Source organism: Aliiglaciecola lipolytica E3 (genome assembly GCF_000314975.1).
Taxonomy (GTDB): domain Bacteria; phylum Pseudomonadota; class Gammaproteobacteria; order Enterobacterales; family Alteromonadaceae; genus Aliiglaciecola; species Aliiglaciecola lipolytica.
In genome coordinates this window covers 35,966-59,302 of sequence record NZ_BAEN01000061.1, presented here as the reverse complement: position 1 = coordinate 59,302, position 23,337 = coordinate 35,966, and the positions used below count along the sequence as shown (strand labels likewise).

The window sequence follows — 23,337 nt, the reverse complement described above, 5'->3', positions numbered from 1 at the left end:
AGCGTCTATTTTGACTTCAGGTTTATTAGGTGAGCAGTACGTGGGTTTTCAGCCAGGTTTTACTATAGATGATATCGAAAATTTGGGTGACGGGGATTATATTGCGGATACAAAATCTGCATTGGTATTAGAAGATCTAATTGGTCAGTTTTTGTTTAGTAAAGGTAGCGATTAAGTTGCCATTGGGGTTAGGAAAAGTTATGAAAAACCGGATATTTATAAAGGTTGCGTCAATTGTTTTAATGACGTTTGGGTTAAATGCTTACGGACAAAATATAGAAGTTACCGATCCCTACGTGATGGTCAAAGATGTTGCTTCAAAAACGTTCGCGCGGATTAAGCGTGAAAAGCAACAAATCAATGAAAATCCTGAAATCTTGCGGGCGATTATGAAAGAAGAGTTGCTACCGCACGTAGACTATAAGTTTTCTGCTTTTAAAGTGTTGGGAAAATATGTCACAAAAGCAGAAAAAGAACAGTTACAGGAATTTGTTGTAGTGTTTCGTGAATACTTAGTAACAACTTACGCAGTTGCTATGGGATATTACGACGATCAAACTGTTGAATTTGAACCAGCTTCAGATTTTGATGATGAGCGCAGTGTGACTGTCCGTGCCATCGTAAAAGACGGAAAACGTCCAGACATCAAAATTGCATTTAAAGTTAGAAAAGATCGTAAAACTAACGAATGGAAAGCTTATGACATGGTGGCTGAAGGTATCAGCATGCTGTCATCTAAACAAAGTGAGTTTGAGACTATTTTACGCCAGCAAGGGATCGACAAAGTTATAGAACTGATGCGTGAAAAAATCGACCAGCCAATCTCACTAGAAAAGAAAGAGGCTGCTTAAGTGGCTGAAGCATCTAACGGCATTCAGGTTAGCAAATCTGACGCGGGCGTGTTTCAGCTAAGCGGTGATCTTAATCGAAATACTGTGATGAAATCTTGGCCTCAACAGAAAAGTGAAATTCGCTCATGTAAAGCCAATAATACCCCTGTCCGGGTAGACTTTTCCAAAGTTGAGCAGGTAGATACTGCCGGATTAGCGTGGGCTATGCATTTGCTAAAAGCCTGTAAAGCCGAAGAGGTTGAGCTGGAAATGCTTAACTTACCCAATGGATTGATAAAACTGGCTAAATTAAGCAACGTTAATAGTATTTTATCGTTACAATAGATCTAAGTTTTCAATTCTAAAGAGTACAAATGGATAATCAACAAATAGCAGCCTTACTAAAAGAACAATTAGATTTGGTTGAAGTTCACGTGACTAGCGAAGGTTCACACTTTAAAATTATTGCAGTCAGCGACAAGTTTGAAAGTATGAGCCGAGTTAAAAAGCAGCAATTTATTTACGGCCCTCTAAAAGAGCAAATTGCCGATGGAAGTATGCATGCGATTTCCATCAAAACCTTCTCCGAAAAGCAATGGCAACGTGAACGTATGTTCAATGTGCCGCAATAGCTAGTTTAAGTACAATGGATAAACTCAGTATTCATACCAGCCCTGCATTGCATGGGGACGTGGTAATATCTGGCGCTAAAAATGCCGCTCTACCTATTTTGATGTCATGTATCTTAGCGGATTCAGCCTGCTATTTTGATAACGTCCCGCATTTACGGGATATCAATACCAGCGTTAAACTGCTGTCAGGCTTAGGCGTAAAAGCGCAGCGTCATGATAACCAAGAGTTAGAACTTGACCCTAGCAACATTGACAATATGACGGCTTCTTATGAGCTGGTTAAAACCATGCGTGCGTCAATATTGGTACTAGGCCCATTATTAGCTAAGTACGGCAAAGCAAATGTTTCTTTGCCCGGCGGCTGTGCTATTGGTGCGCGTCCGGTTAACTTGCACTTGGATGGTCTTAAACAGATGGGCGCGATAATCAGTGTTGATGCAGGTTATGTGCGTGCAGAAGTTGAAGGTCGCCTCAAAGGTGCACATATCTTCATGGATATGGTAAGTGTTGGCGCAACTGAAAATCTAATGATGGCGGCGACGCTTGCAGATGGTCAAACGGTATTGGAAAACGCTGCTAGAGAGCCGGAAATTGTCGATTTAGCAAATTGTCTAAATCGTATGGGAGCAAAAATATCAGGCGCTGGTACCGACAGTATCAAAATTGTTGGTGTTAAACGTCTGAAAGGGTGTCATTACCGAGTCTTGCCTGACCGTATAGAAACCGGTACTTTTTTAGTGGCAGCAGCAGTCACTGGTGGGCATATACGCTGCTTAAATGCCGCTCCACATACCCTCGATGCCGTGCTGAGTAAACTCACTCAAGCGGGTGCAGAAATCGAAACAGGTGAAGATTGGATTTCACTTAATATGCACGGTAAGCGGCCTAATAGTGTCAACATTAAGACATCCCCCCACCCAGGCTTTCCAACTGATATGCAAGCCCAATTTATGGCGTTGAATTGTGTAGCAAAAGGCACGGGAGTAGTCACTGAGACTATTTTTGAAAATCGCTTTATGCACGTTCCTGAATTACAACGTATGGGGGCTAAAATAGCGTTAGAAACCAATAATGCGGTGTGTGAAGGGGTTGAGCAACTAACTGGCGCGCAAGTTATGGCGACTGATTTACGCGCTTCTGCAAGTTTAATCATCGCAGGGTTAGTGGCGAAAGGAGAAACTATCGTTGATCGCATTTATCATTTAGATCGGGGTTATGAGCATATCGAGAAAAAGTTAACTAACTTAGGCGCGCATATTAAACGTTTTAGCTAACCTTTGATGGAGCGCACATTATTGTGCGCTTAGCGACTTGCTTCCCCTACGGTCACTTGGATATTAATGATCTTGCCATTTCTCGATACAGCCAAATCTAGTTTTTCACCAGGTCGGCTTTTAGCAATCATATCAAAGGTTTGATCGAGCGTTTCTAGCTCAACTTGATTCACCGATAAGATAATATCGTATTGCTGTAAACCGGCTAATTCGGCGGGCCCACCGGGCTCTACATTTGTGACAACTACACCAGCAAGGTTTGGATCGATACCACCTGCGAAACCTAATTGACCGTGGGTCGCTTTACCGTTTTCAATTATCTCATCCATAACCCGTCTAGCTAAGGTATAAGGAACAGCGAAAAAGATTCCATTTACATCAACTACTCTACGTTGGCTATCCAAGGTTTTGAAATTTGCGTTATTAATACCAATTAATATGCCGTTGCTGTCTACTAGCGCTCCACCAGAATTGCCCTCATGCATAACCGCATCCGTTTGGATGAATTCCCTAAAGTTTTGAGTAATGGTGTGACCGGAACGACTAATAATGCCTTGAGTAATCGTTTGACCAATATTTAATGGGTTACCAATGGCTAAAACAACATCTCCTACACGTATCTGAGGATCGTCAATTTGCGGAATAACCTGTAAATTATCGGCGGTTATCTTTAATACGGCTAAATCTGTTAGCTCATCAAAGCCGGCTAACTCAGCTGCGACTCTGCGACCATCTGGCAATCCAACAATGGTGCTTTCTGCATTTTGAATAACATGCCAACAGGTTAGAATGTAGCCGCTTTGTGTCATTATTACACCTGAACCTAAGCTGGTGCGATTGACTTGTCGACGCCTAACAATATCAATACTACTGCTGTAGATATTGACAACTGCGGGGGCTGAACGACTAATAGCGTCATAGTAGCTTTGTTTCTCAGGCTCGCCTTGATCGCGATTAAATACATCGAAGCTTAGACCACTCCCACGCCTTAGTTCTGGCACTAATGCTAATATAAGCGCCGAGATGATTAATCCCAAAGCGATGGATTTTGATAGAAATTGGAGCCAGACTGGTATTTTCACGTAGTAGATCAAGTTAAACGACTGATTATTAAGAGTAACACTGAATAATCAAGGATGGTAGGTACAAGCAGGGGATAAAAGCATAACAGCCTAGGATTTATTGGCTGTTATGCTTAAATTGATTAAAAAACTAACGAATAACTAAATATAAGGAGGTTTTACCGCGTTGCACATTTAAGGCTATGACACCTTGTACTTCTTCCATTTGTCTACTCAAATCAGCCACTGTGGTTACGCGTGAACGATTTACGCCCACAATCACATCACCTTCTTGTAAACCAATGCTCGCAGCCGCTGAACGACTTTCCAACTCGGAAATCATCACGCCATCGTTACCACGTTCGGTTTTGCCATTAGTCAAAGTGGCACCTTCTAGTGCTGGGTGTATTTCCCGAGCAGCCACAACTGTGCCGGTTGCATCACCTAAAGTAACGTCAATCTTACGAGACTTACCTTTACGCATGACAGTCAATTCAACCTCTGCACCTGCTCCCATGGTGCCGATTTTAGCGCGCAGTTCTTGGAAACTACTGACTTCAAGGCCATTGATATGGGTAATGATATCGCCCGATTCTATCCCGCCTTTCTCTGCAGCCGAATCTGGACTTACTTCACTAACAAAGGCTCCTTTGTTAACGTCTAAATTCATTGCTTCAGCTAAGCCCGCATCGACGTCTTGTCCTAAAATACCCAATAAACCACGGCGTACTTCACCAAACTCAACAATCTGATCAACCAAGCTTTTCATCATGTTACTTGGAATCGCAAAGCCAATTCCGACATTTCCGCCATTAGGGCCGAAAATTGCGGTATTTATGCCTACCAACTCACCGCGTAAATTCACCAATGCACCACCAGAGTTACCGCGATTAATAGCGGCATCCGTTTGAATGAAGTCTTCGTAACCACCAATATTGAGACCAGAACGACCCATCGCACTAACTATGCCTGAAGTAACTGTTTGACTTAGGCCGAATGGGTTGCCGATTGCCACCACGAAATCGCCGACACGCAATTTATCTGAATTAGCCAAAGGCACGGCTTTTATATTTTTTGCTTCTATCTTTAACAGCGCTATGTCGCTCTGCTCATCAGCGCCGAGTTTCTTCGCTTTGAATTCACGACCATCTGTTAACTTAACGATGATTTCATCGGCGTTATCAACCACGTGGTTATTGGTAACCACATAGCCTTCTTTCGCATCAATAATTACGCCAGAACCAAGACCTTTGAAGGGCCTTTCTTGTACCTGCTCATTTTGACCACCAAAGAAATGACGAAACATTTCAGGTACTCGTTGACGTGATACTTGAGTTCCTTCAACCGCGATACTTACGATCGCTGGAGTGGTTTCTTCTAACATGGGTGCCAATGACGGAACTTCATTTTTATCTGAAGAAAAGAAAGGTAATGCTGCATTTGCAGACATACCAATAGACGCCGTTCCAATCATTATGGCAGTCGTAAAAATTAAACGATTAACAGCTTTTTTCATCGTAGTTTTGTCTCCAAAGTATTGCTACTCACAATCAATTTATTAAGTCAGTTAAGTGACCTTACAATAGTGTGCAAAGTTCAGATTTAATTACTTTTCGTCGACGACTTGCTTATTTTTTGCGTCAGTGAACAGTCCTGTTCTTTCGCCCGAAAAATCTCTAGGTTGAAATTCTGGGGTTTCACTTTTACGTTTTTGTTTAGCTTGTTGATGACGAATATAAACCGTTGCTTGTTCACCAAAATAGGTTAATTTTTCGGTATCGTCTGTTTGGCTGGCAATCAGAACATTCTCATATGCGTCTAGCTGCGCCACCAAATCATCGCAACGACTTTGTAAATTCGTTACGATATCGCGAGTTTGACTGATATGATCAGTTGCATTTTGCGCCATTATTTCTTTCACCGTATTTTCGTTTTGCTTAGAGGCTTGCTCCGCGAATTTTCGTTCTACGAAGAACTTTGATATAAAAAAACCAATAATCATGCCCACAACCAATAGCAATAACCCTACTATCCAGTCCATAATGTCTCCAAATTATACAAATGCTTTACTTAATCATACTCGCTTAGCAAACTATGCGGTCAATTATTTTTTGATCAAGATGATTTTTTTAACAATTTTTAATATTAGCGGATGTTTATGATAACGCCTTGGCAAAAATATCAACAGGATCTTAAGGATCCTGAATTTCATTACGATGCCGCCCAAGAAAATGCGGTAAAAGAGCTTCAACGTTTATTTGATGAGCTTACCCAACCTAAAAAAAAGCTTACTTGGCGGGTTAAGCTTGCCAGCACGTTTGGAAAAGGAATGAATAAACCAAGCATACAAGGGGTTTATTTCTGGGGGGGAGTGGGTCGCGGTAAAACCTATTTAGTGGATACTTTTTACGAATGTTTACCGTTTAAAAATAAAATGCGAATCCACTTTCATCGATTTATGCATCGTGTGCACGAAGAGCTTAAGTCACTCGGCGGTGAGAGCGACCCACTAAAAATCGTGGCAAGTATTTTAGCAAAAGAAACCAAAGTGATTTGTTTTGATGAATTTTTTGTTTCTGATATTACTGATGCGATGATTTTAGGTACCTTAATGCAAGAACTGTTTGCTCGCGGTATTTGTTTAGTCGCTACCTCAAATATTATCCCCGATGAATTGTACAAGAACGGCTTACAACGCTCGCGGTTTTTGCCTGCCATTGAACTTATCAACCAAAATTGCCGCATAGTTAACGTTGATTCTGGGGTAGATTATCGTTTACGTACCCTAGAACAGGCAGAAATATTCCACTACCCGTTAGATAAAGAAGCCAATCAAAATTTAGATAAGTATTTTTCTCAGTTGGCTCCTGAAATTGGTGGCAGCAAAAGAGATATTGAAATTGAAGGACGTAAAATCCCGTCAATGAAAGATGCCGACGGTGTGGTGATGTTTGAGTTTAGAGCCTTGTGTGACGGGCCAAGAAGCCAAAATGATTACATGGAATTAAGCCAGTGCTACCACACTGTATTATTAGCAAATGTTGAACAAATGGGACAAGCAATAGACGATGTGGCAAGACGATTTATTGCCATGGTAGATGAGTTTTATGAGCGAAACGTGAAATTGATCATCTCTGCGGCAGTGCCATTAGAAGAATTGTATACCCAAGGTCAGTTAAATTTTGAATTTAAGCGTTGCCTAAGTCGCCTGAAAGAAATGCAGTCTCATGATTATTTAGCGACACAACATTTGCCCTAGACCCCAGACTCTAGGTAGAATCCACCTAGGATAGTTAAAAACTCAAAATGATAAGAGCACAATTAAGATGGGAAGAAAGTTTGAAGTTCGCAAAGTTGCGATGGCGAAAACTGCCGGTCAGAAAACCAAAGTATATTCTAAATACGGAAAAGAAATTTATGTAGTCGCGAAAAATGGTGGCACTGATCCACAAGCGAATCTTTCTTTACGGCGTTTAATCGATAAAGCTAAAAAAGATCAAGTTCCTAGTCACGTTATCGACAAGGCCATTGAAAAGGCCGAGGGCGGTGCGGGCGAAGACTTTACGGTCGCACGTTACGAAGGTTTTGGTCCGGGTAACTGTATGGTTATAGTCGACTGCTTAACCGATAATAATAACCGCACCATTACAGATGTTCGTAATTGCTTTACTAAAACCAACTCAAAGATCGGTAGTCCTGGCACTGTATCGCATATGTTTGATCATCAAGCTGTATTAGCGTTTAAAGGCGACGACGAAGACGCGGTACTAGAAGTGTTAATGGAAGCAGACGTAGACGTAGCTGATATTGAATGCGAAGACGGTGTTGTTACCGTATTTGCCCCAAATACTGAATATTTTAAAGTGAAAACAGCGCTTAACGACGCCTATGGTGAAATGGAGTTTGATGTAGATGAAATTACCTTCATCCCGCAAACTCATGTTGATGTTGCTGGTGACGACGTTGAAGTGTTTGATAAGTTCATGGATATGCTAAACGATTGTGATGATGTCCAAGATGTGTATCACAATGCTGAAGTACAGCGTTGATTATTTTTAATAAATAACGTTTTTGAAGCGATAACAAAAGCCCACATCACAGGTGGGCTTTTTTAATAGTAAATTTTTTTATCAAAAATCTTTATACAAATTAATCCCTGAAGTGGAGCTCTTGTAACAATGAATCACTCATTAAACGGCGTATTTTCGCACGATCACCACTTTCTTCTTCCAGTTTACTCAGGCTTTCTTTTGACCATTCCATCCATTCAGTAAAACGACTTTCTTCCTCCTCAAGAGAGGCCCATTTATCGAAAATGGTAATTAGATATAAATCTGCTTCACCGTCTCTAGCATGAACGTTGTAGACGACCTTATATTCTTTAATCCATTTTTTTGACTTTGCAAACTCCATTGAAGAGCGCCACTCGTCGGCTAGATGTTTAGCGTATGTTAGCCATTGCCCATCTTCGATCTCTACTGAGGTCACTTCCCAATAATCACCATTTTTGAACACTCTTTCGTCCGCCATTAAGGAGGAAGAAGAGAAGGTTAGTAAGCAGATAATAACGCCGTAAATCAGGTTTGTTACTTTTTTCATTATAGATTCCTTTTCCATGCAGTGAGATTCTTTGCGCAAATAAAGCGGGTAGGAGCGTAAAGTTTTTTAGCTAATTAATAGTAGCGTCTGATTAAAATTTAACCAGTTTAATTTTGTCTTTTAGTGAGTGAGAGTGTGTTGTTTGGGAAAGGTGTTTTTCGAGCTTGTAATTTATTAACGCTAAAAGGGGGGAAGTTGAGCCAACAAAAAGAGTAACTAATAATCCCTTTATTCAGAAGTTTGCCAATAATAGACTGGCAGTGACTGTCACAAAAATGTCAAAAAAACGAATGCAATATCTTTGGTTTTTTTATTTACCTACATTTTTTAAGTTCAATTACGTATTTTTGATTCTATTTTTTAATTTAATTAAAACAATCGGTTAGATGTCAATGCAAAGGCCATTTCTACCCCAACGGTGGATCTAAAAATTCTGTCTGGTTCTGTAATAATACTGTCACACAATACCCCTATCATTGCCCGAAGATTTTATTGTTGGTTGTTCGCCAACTTGATTCCACTCTAGGGTTTGATTGTATGAAATTTACAAAAACATTGTCTGCAGTGCTACTTGTTAGTCTGCTGGCAGGTCAAGCTGCATTCGCGCAGCAAGACAAAGAATTGCAACCTGTGGTAGATGCTGCAGCTAAAATCAACGAATCAGCAGCTGATTCCCAATCTAAAATAAACAATATTACTGATCAAATTGGCAGTAAATTGCAGCAGTTTAAAACCATTAATAAAGAAATTGATGGTTTGATGGTTTACAACAAGCAATTAGAAAAACAAATTGCTAATCAGCAGCAGGAAATGTTGGACCTGAATAACGCTATCGATGAAGTGAGTGTTATTGAGCGACAAATTACGCCATTAATGATTCGCATGATTGATGGTTTGGCTCAATTCGTCGAATTAGACGTGCCTTTTCTAGAAGAGGAACGTGCTAATCGTATTATTGACTTGCGTAATATGATGGATCGCGCTGACGTAGCTCCTTCTGAAAAATTCAGACGAGTGATGGAAGCTTACCAGGTAGAAATGGATTATGGCCGCACCCTCGAAGCCTATCCGGGCTTGCACACTATCGATGGTCAAGAAAGAAACGTCGATTTCTTACGTATAGGTAGAACTGCACTGATTTATCAAACTCGCGATGCTGGCATGCAAGGCATCTGGAATAAACAGACTCGTCAGTGGGAACCACTTTCTTCTGATTACCGCACACAAATCACCAAAGGTCTAAGAATGGCCAAGAAACAAATGGCACCAGATTTGTTGATGTTGCCAGTTGCGATCACGGATTAAGAGAGTAGACACCATGAGAAAATTAATTAGAAACACTGCAGTTCTTTTGGTTGCTACTTTTGCTGGAGCAGCCTTTGCCCAGGATAGCAAACCACTTGATTTAGATGCGTTGCTGAAGCAATTAGAGCAAGGGCAATACCAACAAAATCAACAAAATGCACAACGTGAAAAAGAGTTCGTACAAAAACGCGCAGAGCAAGATCAAATGCTTCGCGACGCCACTTCGCAGCGTAATAGTGCTTTAAATACTTCTGAAAAGTTAGAAACTAGCTTCGAAGAAAATGAATTTAAATTAGCAGACCTAAATGAAGCGCTAGATAAACGTTTAGGTTCATTAAAAGAACTTTTTGGTGTTTTACAGCAAGTGGCTGGGGATACTAAAAATAAATTTTATAACTCGACTATTTCTGCGCAAATTCCTGGCCGTTCTGAATTTCTAGATGAAATGGCCCAATCAATGGGTACTAGTTCTAAACTTGCATCGATTGAAGAAATAGAGCGTGTTTGGTTCGAAATTCAACGTGAGATGACTGAGTCTGGCAAAGTAACTAAATTTAATGCTGACGTGGTCGAAGCTGGCGGCGCTAAAGTGAATAAAGAAGTGGTGCGCGTAGGACCTTTCGCTTTAGTTTCTGAAGGTAAGTATCTTCAATATGAAGGTGATACCGATACGGTGGCAGAATTGATTCGTCAACCGGCTGATCGTTACAGCAACAGTGCTGCAGATTTGCAAAACTCTGACGGTGAATTGGTTTCATTTGGTTTAGATCCAACTGGCGGTACTATCCTTGGACTATTGGTGCAAGCTCCTAGTTTAGAAGAGCGCATCCATCAAGGTGACTTGGTTGGTTACATCATCATCGCTGTTGGTGCTGTGGGTATCCTAGTCGCATTCTGGCGCTTCATCGTGTTAACCACAGTTGGCGCGAAAGTGAATGCTCAGCTTAAGTCAAACACTATCTCTGAAGGTAACCCACTAGGCCGTGTACTTAAAGTAAAAGACGAACACCCGAACGCAGATACTGAGTCGTTAGAGTTACATCTAACCGAAGCAATTCTTGCAGAAGTACCGAAACTTGGACGTTTTCTAACTTTGGTGAAAATGATTTCAGTCGTTGCGCCGCTTGGAGGACTACTAGGAACTGTTACCGGTATGATTGTGACCTTCCAACAAATTACTTTGTTTGGTACAGGTGACCCTAAAATTATGGCGGGTGGTATTTCTTCAGCATTGATTACCACGGTATTAGGTCTGGTTGTGGCTATCCCAACTACCTTGTTATACGCACTGTTAAGCACCCAAAGCAAAAATATTGTAGCGATTCTACAAGAACAAGCTGCTGGTGTAATTGCAGAGCGCGCTGAGAGTCAGTCTGGCACTAAGGCATAAGACGATGTTTTTAGAAATCTTTGAATCAATCCGAGACTTCACCGAAACCGGTGGGGTCATCCTACTGATAATCGGTGGCCTGATTTTCGTAATGTGGATTTTGATACTTGAACGGATTTTCTATGTGACTTATGGCCATAAACAATTTAAAAAACAAACCATTTCCACATGGCAGTCACGTTCTGACCGTAGTTCATGGAATGCGCATCAAATCAGACAGGCGATGATTTCTAGAGTGAGCTTGAAATTACGTTTTAGCTTGCCAGTCATCCAAGCGTTAGTCGCGCTTTGTCCTTTGTTGGGCTTGATGGGAACCGTGACCGGAATGATTGTGGTATTTGACGTCATGGCAATGTCTGGCGGTGGAAATGCGCGTTCAATGGCTGCAGGTGTATCACAAGCAACTATACCCACAATGGCTGGGATGGTTGGTGCTTTATCTGGGGTGTTTGCGTCTACATGGCTAACTCGTACGGCAAAAACAGAACGTTTACATCTAGAAGATGCATTGGAGATTCAACGTTAGTGCCTAGCTAGGCACGCGTGAAGAAAGAGTATTTATGAGAAAAATTCAGAATTTAGTTGAAGAAGAAGAAGCAACAATTGACATGACACCTATGTTGGATGTGGTATTTATCATGTTGATATTCTTTATCGTAACCGCTTCTTTTGTTAAAGAATCCGGCATCGACGTTAACCGACCTGAAGCTGCTACCGCGGTGAAAAAGGATCGTGCAAACATCTTAGTTGCGATAAGTGACAAAGGTGAAATTTGGATAAACAAACGCAGAGTTGATGTTCGAGCTGTTCAAGCGAACATTGAACGTTTAAAAGCGGAGAATCCCCAGGGAACTGTTGTTATCCAAGCTGATCGTAAAGCGACCACTGAAACGCTTATTAAAGTCATGGATGCTTCGCGTGCAGCAGGTGTTTATGACGTGTCAATTGCAGCACAAGAGTAAAGTATAATGGCAAGACTCCTTCTAGCAGTTGTATTGGCGTTTTTCATCACGGTGAGCTTGTTCTTTTTGATGCAAGCACTTATCGCCAGTGGTGACCAGACGTTAGAAGATCCTAAGCCCGGTGCAGTGCTTGATTTCGTGCGCTTGAAGCAAGAGGAAACGGTACAACAAAAAGACCGTAAACCTCGCAAGCCACCACCGCCTAAAGAGCCACCGCCGCAGATGGATCAACCACAAATGGATTCACCAACTCCTGACGCAGATGGTGGTGGTATCGCCTTCGAAGCAGATGTAGGTGGTGATGTAGCACTGGGCAGTGGCCTTGCATTAGAGTCAGGTGATGGCGAATATTTACCTATCGTAAAAGTTGCCCCGGTATATCCTCGTCGAGCCTTATCTCGCGGTATCGAAGGTTTTGTCATCGTTGAATTTACTGTGTCGAAGTTAGGTGCGGTTAAAGATATTCGTGTGGTTGAGGCTACGCCACCTGATATTTTCAATCAGGCAGCTATGGAAGCCGCACTTAAATTCAAATACAAACCTAGAGTGGTAAATGGTGAACCAGCAGAAGTTTCTGGGGTGCAAAACCGAATTACATTCCAGATTGATGGTTAATTGAGAGGCGAACATGAAAATAACCAAATTCATTTTAGCCATCTGTTTGGCAAATACATTCAATGTGGTTTCAAGCGTTGTTACTGCTCCGCAAGTCTTTGCGCAAGAAGAGCAAAAGGCGAGCGAAAAGCAAACCCGTAGAACACCTGCGTTAAGAACCCGTGTTTACGATCAATTGGCTAGAGCACAAAAGGTTGCTGACGAAGGCAATACTGCAGAAGCATTAGAAATTTTAGACATTGTTAAATCCAAAGATAGTTCTATGAATAGCTATGAACTGGCTATGATGTACAACTTCTATGGTTTCATTTATTACAATGTGGAAGACTATGATAAGGCTATTGAAGCCTTTGAAACGGTGGTTGAACAACAGCCGATACCTGAGTCATTTGAACAAAGTACCTTGTTTAGCTTGGCACAACTACAAATGATGCGTGGTAACTACGACAAAACTATTCAGTATTTGGAGCGATGGGAGTCTTTGCAAGCAGGTAAGCTGCCAGTAAAAAACTTGGTGTTAAAAGCGCAAGCTATGTACCAAAAGAAAGACTATCAAGCAGCATCTGGTTACATCAACGAAGCTATTTTGCAACAAGAAAACAGCGAAGAAGGTTATAAAGTTGATGAAAACTGGTACGTCCTACAACGTGCAATTTATTATGAATTAAAGCAACCTGTGCAAGTTACGAAAGTGCTGGAAAAGATGGTTAAGTTGTTCGATCGTCCGGAATATTGGGTGCAACTTGCTGGAATGTATGGTGAGCTAGGTGAAGAAAAGAAGCAGTTGGCTATTCTTGAAGCTGCCTATCAAAGTGACTATGTCACTAAAGCATCGGATATCTTTAATCTTGCCCAACTGTATTATTATCACCAAGCACCATATAAAGGCGCTAGGTTGATGGAGCAGGCGATGCAAGATGGCGTGCTGGAAAAGAACCTACGCAATCTGAAGTTTTTAGCGCAAACTTGGACCTTAGCCAAAGAAAACGAAAAAGCCGTTCCGGTCATGCGTTCTGCAGCAGCGTTGTCTGAAGACGGTGAACTAGATGCACAACTTGCACAAATTTTGTTGAATATGGATCGATTTGAAGATGCAATCGAAAGTGCAACGAAAGCGTTAGAAAAAGGTGGTCTAAGAAACGTCGGTACGACCCACTTGGTTTTGGGTATGTCATATTTCAATCAGAAACGATATGTTGATGCACTTAATCAGTTAGCTGAAGCTGAAAAGCACGCCACAAGCCGCGGAATGGCGCAACAGTGGCGCAAGTTTGTACAAAATGAAAAATCCACTTCTGAACAACTAGAGGCCGAGCTTAGCGCTTCTTAATTTCTTTTTACATTTTCAATAAGCAATCCGTAAAGCATGACAAATCGCTTGCGGATTGTGTTCATTTCAAAAATTCCACTAAACTTATACTAACTTACGCTGTCAAAAGCAGTGATCGTTTTTTGCTTTACCGACGTAAAAGTTATCAGTGTGAACCGCATACACCACCGTTTTGTACGAAAGGAATTAGCATGTTGTCGAAAGTTACTAACGCGCATTTAAACGCTACTCGAATATTTATATTGGTCACGGGGCTACTCGTGATAAGCGCCTGTAGTTCTAACAATATTGTGATGGATACAGATCAAAATACTAATTTCACGAAAATCAAAAGCTACTCGGTAATGTCACGCAATACTGACGATACATTAAGCGCTGAAAGACTCATTTCACAAGTATCTCAATTTCTGCAAAGTAACAATAAACTAGTTGGAGACAGTGGATTTACAGATGCGGTCATCGAGTTAGACCACTATATTAATTATCGCGACAATGACAGTAGCTTTTCAATTGGTTTGGGAACTGGTTCGTTTGGCCGTTCAGGCGGCGTCAGTGTCGGTGGCGGGGTCAGTGTGCCAATTGGATCAGACCAAATCCCAATTGCTGTTGTTAGTATGAAAGTTTTGGTCGAAGGCAGATTAGTATGGTCAGCTACCAATAGTCACGACTTTAAAACAGATAACGCCAGCAGTATGGCCAAAGCGCAGCAAGAAGCGACATCCGAACTGTTGCAACGGTTGCCGTTGGAACGAGATAGCAGTTAAATAAATTTTTGAATTTAGTTGGTAAAATTTTACTCGCAACGTATTATCTACGATTAAATTTGTAGAAATAGGGAAATTTTGCCAATGCGCCTCACAATTAAATTATTGCTCCCCCTTATATTCTTATCTGCTTGTTCTGAAGTAACAGATGACGTAAAAGAAGATCAAATGCCTACATACCCTCGACTTAAACAGCTATCAATGGATGCTCCCAAAGCTGCTAAACAAGATTACTCCGCTGTGTATCACCAAAAAGAGTTAAACGATCCGTATAATTGGTTAAAAGATAAAGAGTATCCTGAAGTTAATGATAAACCGGTACTCGATTATCTAAATGCTGAAAATGCGTACTTTGATCAATTCTTAGCGCCCAATAAAGCCTTAGTCGACACGATTTTTGAGGAATTTAAAGGGCGGACTAATGAGCAGGAAGAATCTGTACCTTGGCTTGATAATGGTTTTGAATACCGTTGGTATTATCGTAACGGTGAAGAGTATAAGGTGCATAGTCGCAAAGATCTCGCAACCGGCCAAGAAGTTGTATTTCTTGATGAGACAAAATTAGCGAAAGACTACGAGTATTTTAGTTTGGGTGGATGGGATATCAGCCCTGACAACAGATTATTGGTTTACTCCTACAATACAGATGGCGCTGAACGTTATATTGCGCGGGTTGTTGATTTGCAAAGCGGCGAATACTTGGATGATGAAATTGTCGAAACAAGTGGTGAAGTTGCATTCGGCGCAGACAGTCAAACCCTGGTCTACGCCAAATTAGAGAAAGATAAGTGGCGTACCGCGAGTGTAAATATCCATAAAATTGGTACTAAAGCATCAGAGGACAAGATATTAATTAGTGAGGACGACGATGCTTTTTTCATCGATTTTGATTTCACAAGTGACGACAAATACCTTGTTATATCCAGTGGACAAAGGGAAGTTATCGAATATCACATAGTGCCAAATGAAGACTTAATGGCTAAACCTATCCAGTTAGTGTCAAGATCGTTAGGCTTTTCCAGCATGTTGGATCATGCCAATGGCAAATTTTACATACTAGCCAATGACACCCATAAAAACTTTCGGTTTGCGAGCGTTGATGACGCAAATCCTAGCTATGAAAATTGGCAAACATTGATTGAAGGTTCAGACGATCTTTATTTGCTTGGAGTTCAGACGTTTAACGATTTTGTTGCACTTCAAGCGCGTGAAAAAGGCATTGATAAAATTCGAATTCTTGATTATCAAGGACAATCTCATGATGTGAAATTTCCAGAAAATGTGTATTCGGCTTCGCTTGGTAACAGCTCGGAGTTTTCACAGGATTTCGTGAGAATTGACTATGAATCAATGATCACACCAGAAACCGTATTCGATTATAAAATTTCTGAAAAACAACTAGTGACGAGAAAAGTAGCCCAGCTCCCTTCTGGATACGATAAATCTGAATACATTACAGAGCGTCTAATGGCGCCTTCGCGAGATGGCGTTAGCATACCGATTTCCATTGTGTACAAAAAAGGCTTTAAAAAAGATGGTACACAACCAATGCATTTATACGGCTATGGTGCTTATGGCATAACTATACCGCCGGTTTTCTCTAGCATGCATATCAGCTTGTTAGATCGCGGATTTTCTTTCGCAATCGCCCATGTTCGTGGCAGTGATATGCTCGGCTATCAATGGTACTTAGACGGTAAACTAGAAAAGCGAACCAATGCATTTAACGATTTTGTGGATTCGGCTAAATATTTAATCAACGAAAATTACGTATCTAAAGGCAATATTTCTATTGCAGGTCGCAGTGCTGGTGGAGAGCTCATGGGAGCTGTGGTCAACCAAGCCCCAGAATTATGGCGGTCAGTAACCTTAGGTGTGCCTTTTGTCGATGTGCTTAATACAATGCTAGATGCATCTTTACCATTAACTCCGCCAGAGTGGGCAGAGTGGGGTAATCCAATCGAAGACGCGGCTGCATATGATTTAATTGCCAGCTATTCACCTTATGACAACATTGAGGCAAAAGAATACCCTCCTATGTTAGTAAGTGGCGGAATTAATGACCCTCGTGTTACCTACTGGGAACCGGCGAAATGGACGGCTAAAATGCGTGAATTGAAAACTGACGATAATCTGTTGATCATGCGCATCAACATGGGGGCTGGGCATTTTGCAAACAGTGGTCGATATGGCAGGTTGCGCGACTATGCAGAAGAATTTACGTTTATGCTAAAGAGCCACGGTATAGATAAATAGAAAGTTAAGTTTATGTTCAAAGCCCGAATGAGTTCGGGCTTTTTTATATGAGCAAGAACTTAGTCTGCTAATGATGCCTTACTGAACAAGGGAAAGTGTTCGGAAGTGAGTGTTTATTTACTCCATAGAGCAATAGATGCGCAACTTATGCTTGTCGTTACGATTAATTCAGGCGATACTGGTTGATTAATGGGGGGCAGAAGTAAAATATACAAACACTGCACTATAAATAAGAACCCCGCAAAGGACAATCATCAAATGTCCTGTAATACCTAAAATAAATATTAAAATAATAACAAAAACAATAATAACAAAAACAATAATAATAAAAACAATAGAATAATGCCTTCAATTAAGCATTTAATGCACAACACGCCACTTTTACTGCTGAGTATTCAGGTCAGTAGTTTTGTCATTCCTTGGATGATTGTCCTGTGGCTTAGTCATATGCAAAGCGCAGAACAGGTCGGCCGATTTAGTTTTATCTTGGCTATTTTAGCGCCGTTAACATTATTATTAGCTAGCCCTTCACGAAACTTCCTTTTAACACAATCAAATCGGCTATTCGAAAATGCCGCGACGTTGAGAGTCTACCTTGCTGTTGCCGGATTAGTACTTGCCTTGGGGGTTGGGTTTTGGTTACAGCAGTGGCAATTTGTTATCGTAATTTACCTATTTAAAGTAACAGAGCAACTTTTTGATTTGCCTATCGCCAATGCTATAGAAAACAAGAGAGTTGACAGGTTATTTTCCCTGAGTTGGCTTAAATGGGCTTGTATTTTAGTCTGCGTTGGTTTGGCGTTTATGAGTCAAAATATAAATCTGACGTTGGTTTTGCTGTCCGTTTTGTTTGTTATAAGTAGTTTGAGCAAACATGTTAGCTTAAATTTTAAAACGCCTATTCGGCGGTTAATTTCTCTGCTTCAAAAAAGTCTGCCGTTAAGCTTGAGTGCTTTGGCATTATCGGTTTATTTCAACGTGCCACGTTACATTCTTGGTCAACAATTAGAAAATGTGATGCTGAGTGTTTTCACCATCGCTAGTTTTTTGGTCATGGCAGCTCTGGTGATTTTAAACAGTTTTATGCAATCTCGATTACCGCAATTAAAACAAGCTTTGTTTACTAGCAAGACTCAATTTAAAGCTCAATTGACATATTGCATTGGGTTATTGTTGATTATTTTTCTGCTCTTGCAATTAACTCATATTGAGTTTTTCTCTAATTATTTTTGGTTGGCTCACAATAATATTCAATTGTCTTTGAGTCATGATAACTACGTATATCGACTGGTTATTTTATTTAGTTGGGCACCGTTACTAGTCTCAGTTTCAAACTATTTATACATCGTAAGTGGCAAACATAAGTTGCTGCTATCGGTAACTTGCATAAATATCTTCCTAAGTTATGTTTTTGGCCTTTGGTTATTTGAACAGTGGTCGTTTAATGGACTTATGTGGATGATTTCCGTTAGTTCTTTAGTGCAGTTTTTAGGAGGCCTCGTCAGCCTGAAAAACCCTAAGGAGTTAGGCTAAATGGAACATCTGTTTATGTATTTGTCGATTGGTTTGGTGGTAGTCAAATTGCTTTGGGAAGTGACTTATCATCAAGGCAAATTGAGTCCGCTAGCGATATATCTGTTTTGTTATTTTTACTTCTGTTTCGGTCCATACATTGCGCATATGCTAGGTCTGCCAATCTATAGTGGTATTAAACAGGATTATTTATATCAATCTTCGTTTGCGTTCTTTCTGGCGATTGCAACGTTGAGCCTATTTCCTGCCAATCTAATCGGAAGATTAACCATAAATTATGCCTTGGTCATCAAAGAGCCTGTATTGCTGCGACAAATAGCCATGTTTTTTATGTTAGTCCCAGTTGTACTGGTATTTATACTTGCGTTTTCTCGCATTGGCTTTTCTGGCTTAGACAAAGTTCAGCGAATTCAATCAGTGGGCATTGGTCACTACGTAATACTAACGCTGTGGCCGTTGTTTTTATTCTGCTACATGACGGTTATGCCAAAGTCCGTTATGTCTCGTAAAGTTTTCTGGCAATTCACTAGCGTAGTCCTGCTGTATTTTAGTTACTGCTTTTATATGGGAGAACGAGATTTTGCGCTCATCGTTGTTCCTCTTTATTTTTGGTTTTATAAAGACACAGGCATTGCTTTGTGGAAGTTGTTGCTGGGCGGAACGGCCGGTGGTTTAGGGTTTACCCTGATGTCAGCAGGACGAAGCTCTGAGTTTTCTGGCGGTGGTTTAGGTTCGTTCTTAAATCAGGGCAGCAATTTAATGGTAACGTCAAATATTGCAGCATGGCTGGATCAAGGCGAGTTGGTTTGGTGGGGAGAGTCATACTTCTCCGGTTTCGTAAATATGCTTACCTTAGGTGCAATTCGTTTAACTACACCATTATCTATTTGGTTTAGTCGCCGTTATTCAACCGCAGCCAATGATGGTGCTTATGGTTTCTCAATTGAGGGAGAAGCTTTACTCAACTTTGGCTATGTAGGTATTCCTTTTTTGTTTGGGTTCATAGCACTATTTTTAGCTTGGACTTATCGCGGTTATTTGCAGAATAAACCGTTTGGTATTCTGCTTACTTATTTTAATTTGTTTTATTTTATCTATGCGATTCGTGGGGAGTCTTTAATTTTATTTAAGGCTTTTATTTATTGCGTCATCATTTTTTTCCTACTGCTGTTTATTTCCCAGCGTGGCCGAATGTATTATCGAGTGTAGTATGCAAGTAGATGTTGTAATAGAACAGCGGTTTTATCAATGTGAGCAGGGCAAGTATTGGACTGATAACGCGTTTCCCAATGCGTTTTGGCAACGTTATCTTGGGGTATTTAATTCAGTAAATGTGATTGCTCGTGTACAGCCAGTAGAACAACCTAAACCACAGTGGCAGCGAGTAGATGGTGAGCGAATTACCTTCACAAATCTCCCAATTTATATCGGTCCAGTAGGATTTCTTAAATGCATTCCAAAACTAATTCAAATCCTAAAGACGCGTAAACAAATAAATCGCCGCGTGATTTATAGAGTTCCGGGAATACTGTCATTGTTCTATCATTGGTTCGCCATGCCAAAAGGGAAGACTTACGGGGCGGAAGTGGTCGGAGATCCCATGGATGTGTTTGCCAAAGATGCCAGTAAGAGTCCGTTACGGCCTGTTTTCAAATGGTTGTTTGTTAATATGTTACGGAAACAATGCAGAGATGCTGTGGCAATATCCTATGTCACTGAATTCAGTTTACAGCAACGCTACCCTCCTGGCACTGAAGCCTTTCATACGCATTATTCCTCAATTCAACTGACTGATTCTGATTATCTAGAACGCACAGAATATGTCGTTTCTCAGCCGTTTAAAATCGTCTGTATTGGCAACTTATCACAACCTTATAAAGGCTGTGATTTTATGCTGCATACGCTAGCTAAGCTCAGCGCTTCTGGGCATGAGTTGCAACTGTGCTGGATTGGTGGTGGTGCCCTATTAACAGATATGCAAAAAATGGCTGAAAAACTGGGTATCAGCGAGCAGGTCAGTTTTGCCGGTAATCTAGCTCAACGAGAGCAGATAAATCAAATACTCGATACCTCTGATTTATTTGTATTGTCTTCGCGCCAAGAAGGATTACCAAGAGTACTAATTGAGTCAATGGCACGCTCATTAAATTGTGTCGCTACAGATGTGGGCGGGGTAAAAGAATTGCTTCCCCAAGAGTACATTGTCGAACGCGATAATGTTGCTCAGTTGCAAGAAACCATCGAGAGAATGCTAAGTTTGACTGAATCCAAACGCTTGGAAATAGCACAGATAAATTATCAAAAAGCACAACAATATCATAATGATGTATTGGCTAACCGACGCGAGAACATGTATCGCGCACTATTGGAAAGTGAAGTTTAATGGTTGTTTTACATTTACTCAAAACGGCGGTGGGAGCGAGCTGGGCACTGCGACAAACTACTGAGCTTGTAAAGCTAGGTGTGACGGTTCATTTGGCTTTGCCTGCTGGTCCTATGGTTGAAAAGTACCAAAAAGCTGGCGTGGTAGTGCACTTATTCGATCCGTCGATAAGTATTAAGAAACCATGGCAAAATTTGGCAAAAGCCAAGCACTTAAAAGCACTGGTTGCGCAAATTAAGCCTGATATTGTGCATAGTCACTTTGTTGCTACCACGTTATTGATGCGCTTTGCACTTAGAAAACACAATGTTAAAAAGATATTTCATGTGCCAGGTCCATTACATCTCGAACATTGGTTATTTAGAACGGTGGATTTAAAAAGTGCTAATCGGAACGATTTCTGGTTAGCCTCATGTATGTGGACGAAACAAACTTACCTGCGCCACAATATCGAGAAAAACAGAGTTGGACTTGCATATTACGGGGTGAATGAGAGTGACTTTTGTTTTGAACGTGAACAGAAAATTAGTTTAAAACAGCAACTTGGAATTTCTGAAGATACATTTTTGTTGGGAATGGTGGCTTTTTTCTATGCACCAAAATCGTATTTAGGTCAAAAACGGGGTCTTAAAGGCCATGAGGATCTCATTGATGCATTAGCATTGGTAAAACAAACTCACCCTAAGATAGCGTGTGTATTTGTTGGCGGCCCTTGGGGCAATACGCAACATTATTTTGATCAAGTTAAACGCTATGCAGAAGACAATGCACCTGAGTTATGTTTTTTCCTGGGTACTCGTAACGATGTACCGCAACTATATCCGCAATTTGATTTGGCAGTTCATCCGTCGCATTCAGAAAATGTCGGTGGTGCGGTTGAATCTATGTATGCAGGAGTCTCCACCCTTACTTCTAACGTGGGGGGATTTCCTGATTTAGTTGAAGATGGAATCACTGGCTATATGGCAAATGCAAAGGATCCTGTTTCGTTGGCAAATAAAATTATCGAAGCGATGGGGTCAGAACAAGAGCGTCAAAAACGGATTGAAAAAGCCAGAGTCCGCGTAGCACAAGTTATGAATGTTCAACACAATGCCAAGCAAGTTTACGACTTTTACCAGCATATACTCGCTTTTCCAAACCAAGAGAATAGTTAATGTTAAAGAGATTAATTGATTTGTTGATTGCAGTTACCGCCTTTTTAATCGGATGGCCAATATTGCTGAACCTTGCCCTGATAGTGAGATTGCAGTTGGGAAGTCCAATTTTGTTCTCGCAACTTAGGCCGGGCAAAGATGGCAGAATTTTTCGAATGTATAAATTTCGCAGCATGACCAGCGCTGTAGATTCCGGCGGTAACTTATTACCGGATGAGCAACGTCTTACCCGATTTGGACATTTTTTGAGAAGTACTAGTTTAGATGAATTGCCTGGCTTATTTAATGTGCTCAAAGGAGACATGAGCATTGTTGGTCCTCGTCCGCTGTTACCAGAATATTTACCTTTGTATAACGTGCGACAAGCTCGCCGGCATGAAGTTAGACCGGGTATTACTGGCTGGGCTCAGGTTAACGGCCGGAATACCTTAAGTTGGGAAGACAAATTTGAATTGGACGTTTGGTATGTGGAGCATCAGTCATTCTGGCTCGACGTTAAGATTATATTTATGACGGCGTTTAAAGTGATAAAGCGCAAAGATATTAATCAACAGGGGGAGGCGACTATGAGTAAGTTTGCCGGTTCAGATTGTTTAGGAAATAAAGACTGATGCAATTGTTAATTATTGGTGCAGGAGGACACGGAAAGGTCGCAGCTGAGATAGCGGAGCTTTCTGGTAAATATCAAAAAATTCAATTTATTGATGATATTTATCCTGCTATCCAGCAGGTTGGACCTTGGCATGTTGTCGGCACAATTGAATCATTAAGCCAGTTTTTAGCAGATGATGTCGAAGTATTCGTCGCAATTGGTGGTAATGCAACGCGCCGTAAAGTAAGTCACCAAGTAACTACTGAATATGCAGCTCGAATTGCGACTTTGATTCATCCAACGGCAGTCATAAGCGAGCACGCTAGCGTTGGCGAAGGATGTTTGGTTGCGGCTGGGGCGATCATTAATGTGATGTCACAGATAGGTAATGGTTGCATTGTAAATACCGCAGCAAGTATCGATCACGACTGCGAGATTGGCGAGTTCGCGCATATCTCTGTGGGAGCGCGACTTGCTGGTACCGTGCAGGTTGGCGAGCTCAGCTTTATTTGTATTAACGCCACTATTTCCAACAACCTCAAAATTGGAGTCAATACGACCGTTGGGGCTGGCGCGGTTGTAATTAGAAACGTAGAAGATAATAAAATGGTAGTGGGAATTCCCGCTCAACCAAAATAATAAAAAGAGGAAGTA

24 protein-coding genes and 1 pseudogene are annotated in these 23,337 nt (G+C 41.0%); 21 read left to right on the top strand and 4 right to left on the bottom strand.

Annotated features, from left to right (window positions below; translation table 11 throughout):
- From GLIP_RS15595 to murA, 5 genes and pseudogenes are all read left to right on the top strand, one after another.
- Positions 1-175, top strand: a pseudogene (locus GLIP_RS15595) (outer membrane lipid asymmetry maintenance protein MlaD); the annotation flags it as partial.
- 25 nt (positions 176-200) lie between these two features.
- Positions 201-851: an MlaC/ttg2D family ABC transporter substrate-binding protein gene (locus GLIP_RS15590; protein WP_008845628.1), complete on the top strand. Its 651-nt coding sequence runs from the start codon at positions 201-203 to the stop codon at positions 849-851.
- Positions 852-1,175 (top strand): STAS domain-containing protein, encoded by a 324-nt coding sequence (locus GLIP_RS15585; protein ID WP_008845627.1) that lies wholly within the window; start codon positions 852-854, stop codon positions 1,173-1,175.
- A gap of 29 nt (positions 1,176-1,204) precedes the next feature.
- Positions 1,205-1,462: a BolA family protein gene (locus GLIP_RS15580; protein WP_008845626.1), complete on the top strand. Its 258-nt coding sequence runs from the start codon at positions 1,205-1,207 to the stop codon at positions 1,460-1,462.
- A 14-nt stretch (positions 1,463-1,476) separates the two neighbouring features.
- Positions 1,477-2,736 carry a UDP-N-acetylglucosamine 1-carboxyvinyltransferase gene (gene murA / locus GLIP_RS15575; protein ID WP_008845625.1) on the top strand — a complete coding sequence of 420 codons (1,260 nt, stop codon included), beginning with the start codon at positions 1,477-1,479 and terminating at the stop codon, positions 2,734-2,736.
- 29 nt (positions 2,737-2,765) lie between these two features.
- On the opposite strand, the gene GLIP_RS15570 is transcribed toward murA, so the two are convergent.
- From GLIP_RS15570 to GLIP_RS15560, 3 genes are all read right to left on the bottom strand, one after another.
- Positions 2,766-3,812, bottom strand: a complete 1,047-nt coding sequence (locus GLIP_RS15570) for a trypsin-like peptidase domain-containing protein (protein ID WP_040523208.1) — start codon at positions 3,810-3,812, stop codon at positions 2,766-2,768.
- A 136-nt stretch (positions 3,813-3,948) separates the two neighbouring features.
- A complete protein-coding gene (locus GLIP_RS15565; RefSeq protein WP_008845623.1) occupies positions 3,949-5,313 on the bottom strand; it encodes a DegQ family serine endoprotease in 1,365 nt (454 codons plus the stop codon).
- A gap of 90 nt (positions 5,314-5,403) precedes the next feature.
- Positions 5,404-5,838: a ZapG family protein gene (locus tag GLIP_RS15560; protein WP_008845622.1), complete on the bottom strand. Its 435-nt coding sequence runs from the start codon at positions 5,836-5,838 to the stop codon at positions 5,404-5,406.
- A gap of 111 nt (positions 5,839-5,949) precedes the next feature.
- On the opposite strand from GLIP_RS15560, the gene zapE reads away from it, so the two are divergent.
- Together zapE and GLIP_RS15550 are read left to right on the top strand one after the other, a co-directional pair.
- Positions 5,950-7,056, top strand: a complete 1,107-nt coding sequence (gene zapE, locus GLIP_RS15555) for a cell division protein ZapE (RefSeq protein WP_040523197.1) — start codon at positions 5,950-5,952, stop codon at positions 7,054-7,056.
- Positions 7,057-7,123: 67 nt separating this feature from the next.
- Positions 7,124-7,846, top strand: a complete 723-nt coding sequence (locus tag GLIP_RS15550) for a YebC/PmpR family DNA-binding transcriptional regulator (RefSeq protein WP_008845620.1) — start codon at positions 7,124-7,126, stop codon at positions 7,844-7,846.
- A gap of 100 nt (positions 7,847-7,946) precedes the next feature.
- Here GLIP_RS15550 and GLIP_RS15545 read toward each other — a convergent pair whose 3' ends face one another.
- Positions 7,947-8,396, bottom strand: a complete 450-nt coding sequence (locus tag GLIP_RS15545) for a hypothetical protein (RefSeq protein ID WP_008845619.1) — start codon at positions 8,394-8,396, stop codon at positions 7,947-7,949.
- Between the two features lie 537 nt (positions 8,397-8,933).
- On the opposite strand from GLIP_RS15545, the gene GLIP_RS15540 reads away from it, so the two are divergent.
- The 14 genes from GLIP_RS15540 (at position 8,934) to GLIP_RS15475 (ending at position 23,322) form a co-directional block, all read left to right on the top strand.
- Complete coding sequence (locus GLIP_RS15540; protein WP_008845618.1) at positions 8,934-9,701, top strand: DUF3450 domain-containing protein; 768 nt, start codon at positions 8,934-8,936, stop codon at positions 9,699-9,701.
- A gap of 13 nt (positions 9,702-9,714) precedes the next feature.
- Complete coding sequence (locus tag GLIP_RS15535) at positions 9,715-11,091, top strand: MotA/TolQ/ExbB proton channel family protein (RefSeq protein ID WP_008845617.1); 1,377 nt, start codon at positions 9,715-9,717, stop codon at positions 11,089-11,091.
- Positions 11,092-11,095: 4 nt separating this feature from the next.
- Positions 11,096-11,617, top strand: a complete 522-nt coding sequence (locus GLIP_RS15530) for a MotA/TolQ/ExbB proton channel family protein (protein ID WP_008845616.1) — start codon at positions 11,096-11,098, stop codon at positions 11,615-11,617.
- A gap of 34 nt (positions 11,618-11,651) precedes the next feature.
- A complete protein-coding gene (locus GLIP_RS15525) occupies positions 11,652-12,053 on the top strand; it encodes an ExbD/TolR family protein (RefSeq protein WP_008845615.1) in 402 nt (133 codons plus the stop codon).
- A gap of 6 nt (positions 12,054-12,059) precedes the next feature.
- Entirely contained in the window at positions 12,060-12,668 is a 609-nt protein-coding gene (locus GLIP_RS15520) for an energy transducer TonB (protein WP_008845614.1), read from the top strand.
- A 13-nt stretch (positions 12,669-12,681) separates the two neighbouring features.
- Positions 12,682-13,998, top strand: coding sequence for a tetratricopeptide repeat protein (locus GLIP_RS15515; protein WP_008845613.1), 1,317 nt, complete (start codon positions 12,682-12,684; stop codon positions 13,996-13,998).
- A gap of 191 nt (positions 13,999-14,189) precedes the next feature.
- A complete protein-coding gene (locus GLIP_RS15510; protein ID WP_008845612.1) occupies positions 14,190-14,762 on the top strand; it encodes a DUF4136 domain-containing protein in 573 nt (190 codons plus the stop codon).
- Positions 14,763-14,846: 84 nt separating this feature from the next.
- Complete coding sequence (locus GLIP_RS15505) at positions 14,847-17,018, top strand: S9 family peptidase (protein ID WP_008845611.1); 2,172 nt, start codon at positions 14,847-14,849, stop codon at positions 17,016-17,018.
- Positions 17,019-17,360: 342 nt separating this feature from the next.
- Positions 17,361-18,551 carry a polysaccharide biosynthesis protein gene (locus tag GLIP_RS15500; RefSeq protein ID WP_040523193.1) on the top strand — a complete coding sequence of 397 codons (1,191 nt, stop codon included), beginning with the start codon at positions 17,361-17,363 and terminating at the stop codon, positions 18,549-18,551.
- A complete protein-coding gene (locus GLIP_RS15495) occupies positions 18,552-19,760 on the top strand; it encodes an O-antigen polymerase (RefSeq protein WP_008845609.1) in 1,209 nt (402 codons plus the stop codon).
- A gap of 1 nt (position 19,761) precedes the next feature.
- Entirely contained in the window at positions 19,762-20,934 is a 1,173-nt protein-coding gene (locus GLIP_RS15490; protein ID WP_008845608.1) for a glycosyltransferase, read from the top strand.
- Complete coding sequence (locus GLIP_RS15485; protein WP_008845607.1) at positions 20,934-22,091, top strand: glycosyltransferase family 4 protein; 1,158 nt, start codon at positions 20,934-20,936, stop codon at positions 22,089-22,091. Before GLIP_RS15490 ends, GLIP_RS15485 begins: the two co-directional genes overlap by 1 nt.
- A complete protein-coding gene (locus GLIP_RS15480; protein WP_008845606.1) occupies positions 22,091-22,702 on the top strand; it encodes a sugar transferase in 612 nt (203 codons plus the stop codon). Before GLIP_RS15485 ends, GLIP_RS15480 begins: the two co-directional genes overlap by 1 nt.
- Positions 22,702-23,322, top strand: coding sequence for an acetyltransferase (locus GLIP_RS15475; protein ID WP_008845605.1), 621 nt, complete (start codon positions 22,702-22,704; stop codon positions 23,320-23,322). The genes GLIP_RS15480 and GLIP_RS15475 overlap by 1 nt, the downstream gene beginning before the upstream one ends.
- The last annotated feature ends 15 nt before the right edge of the window (positions 23,323-23,337 follow it).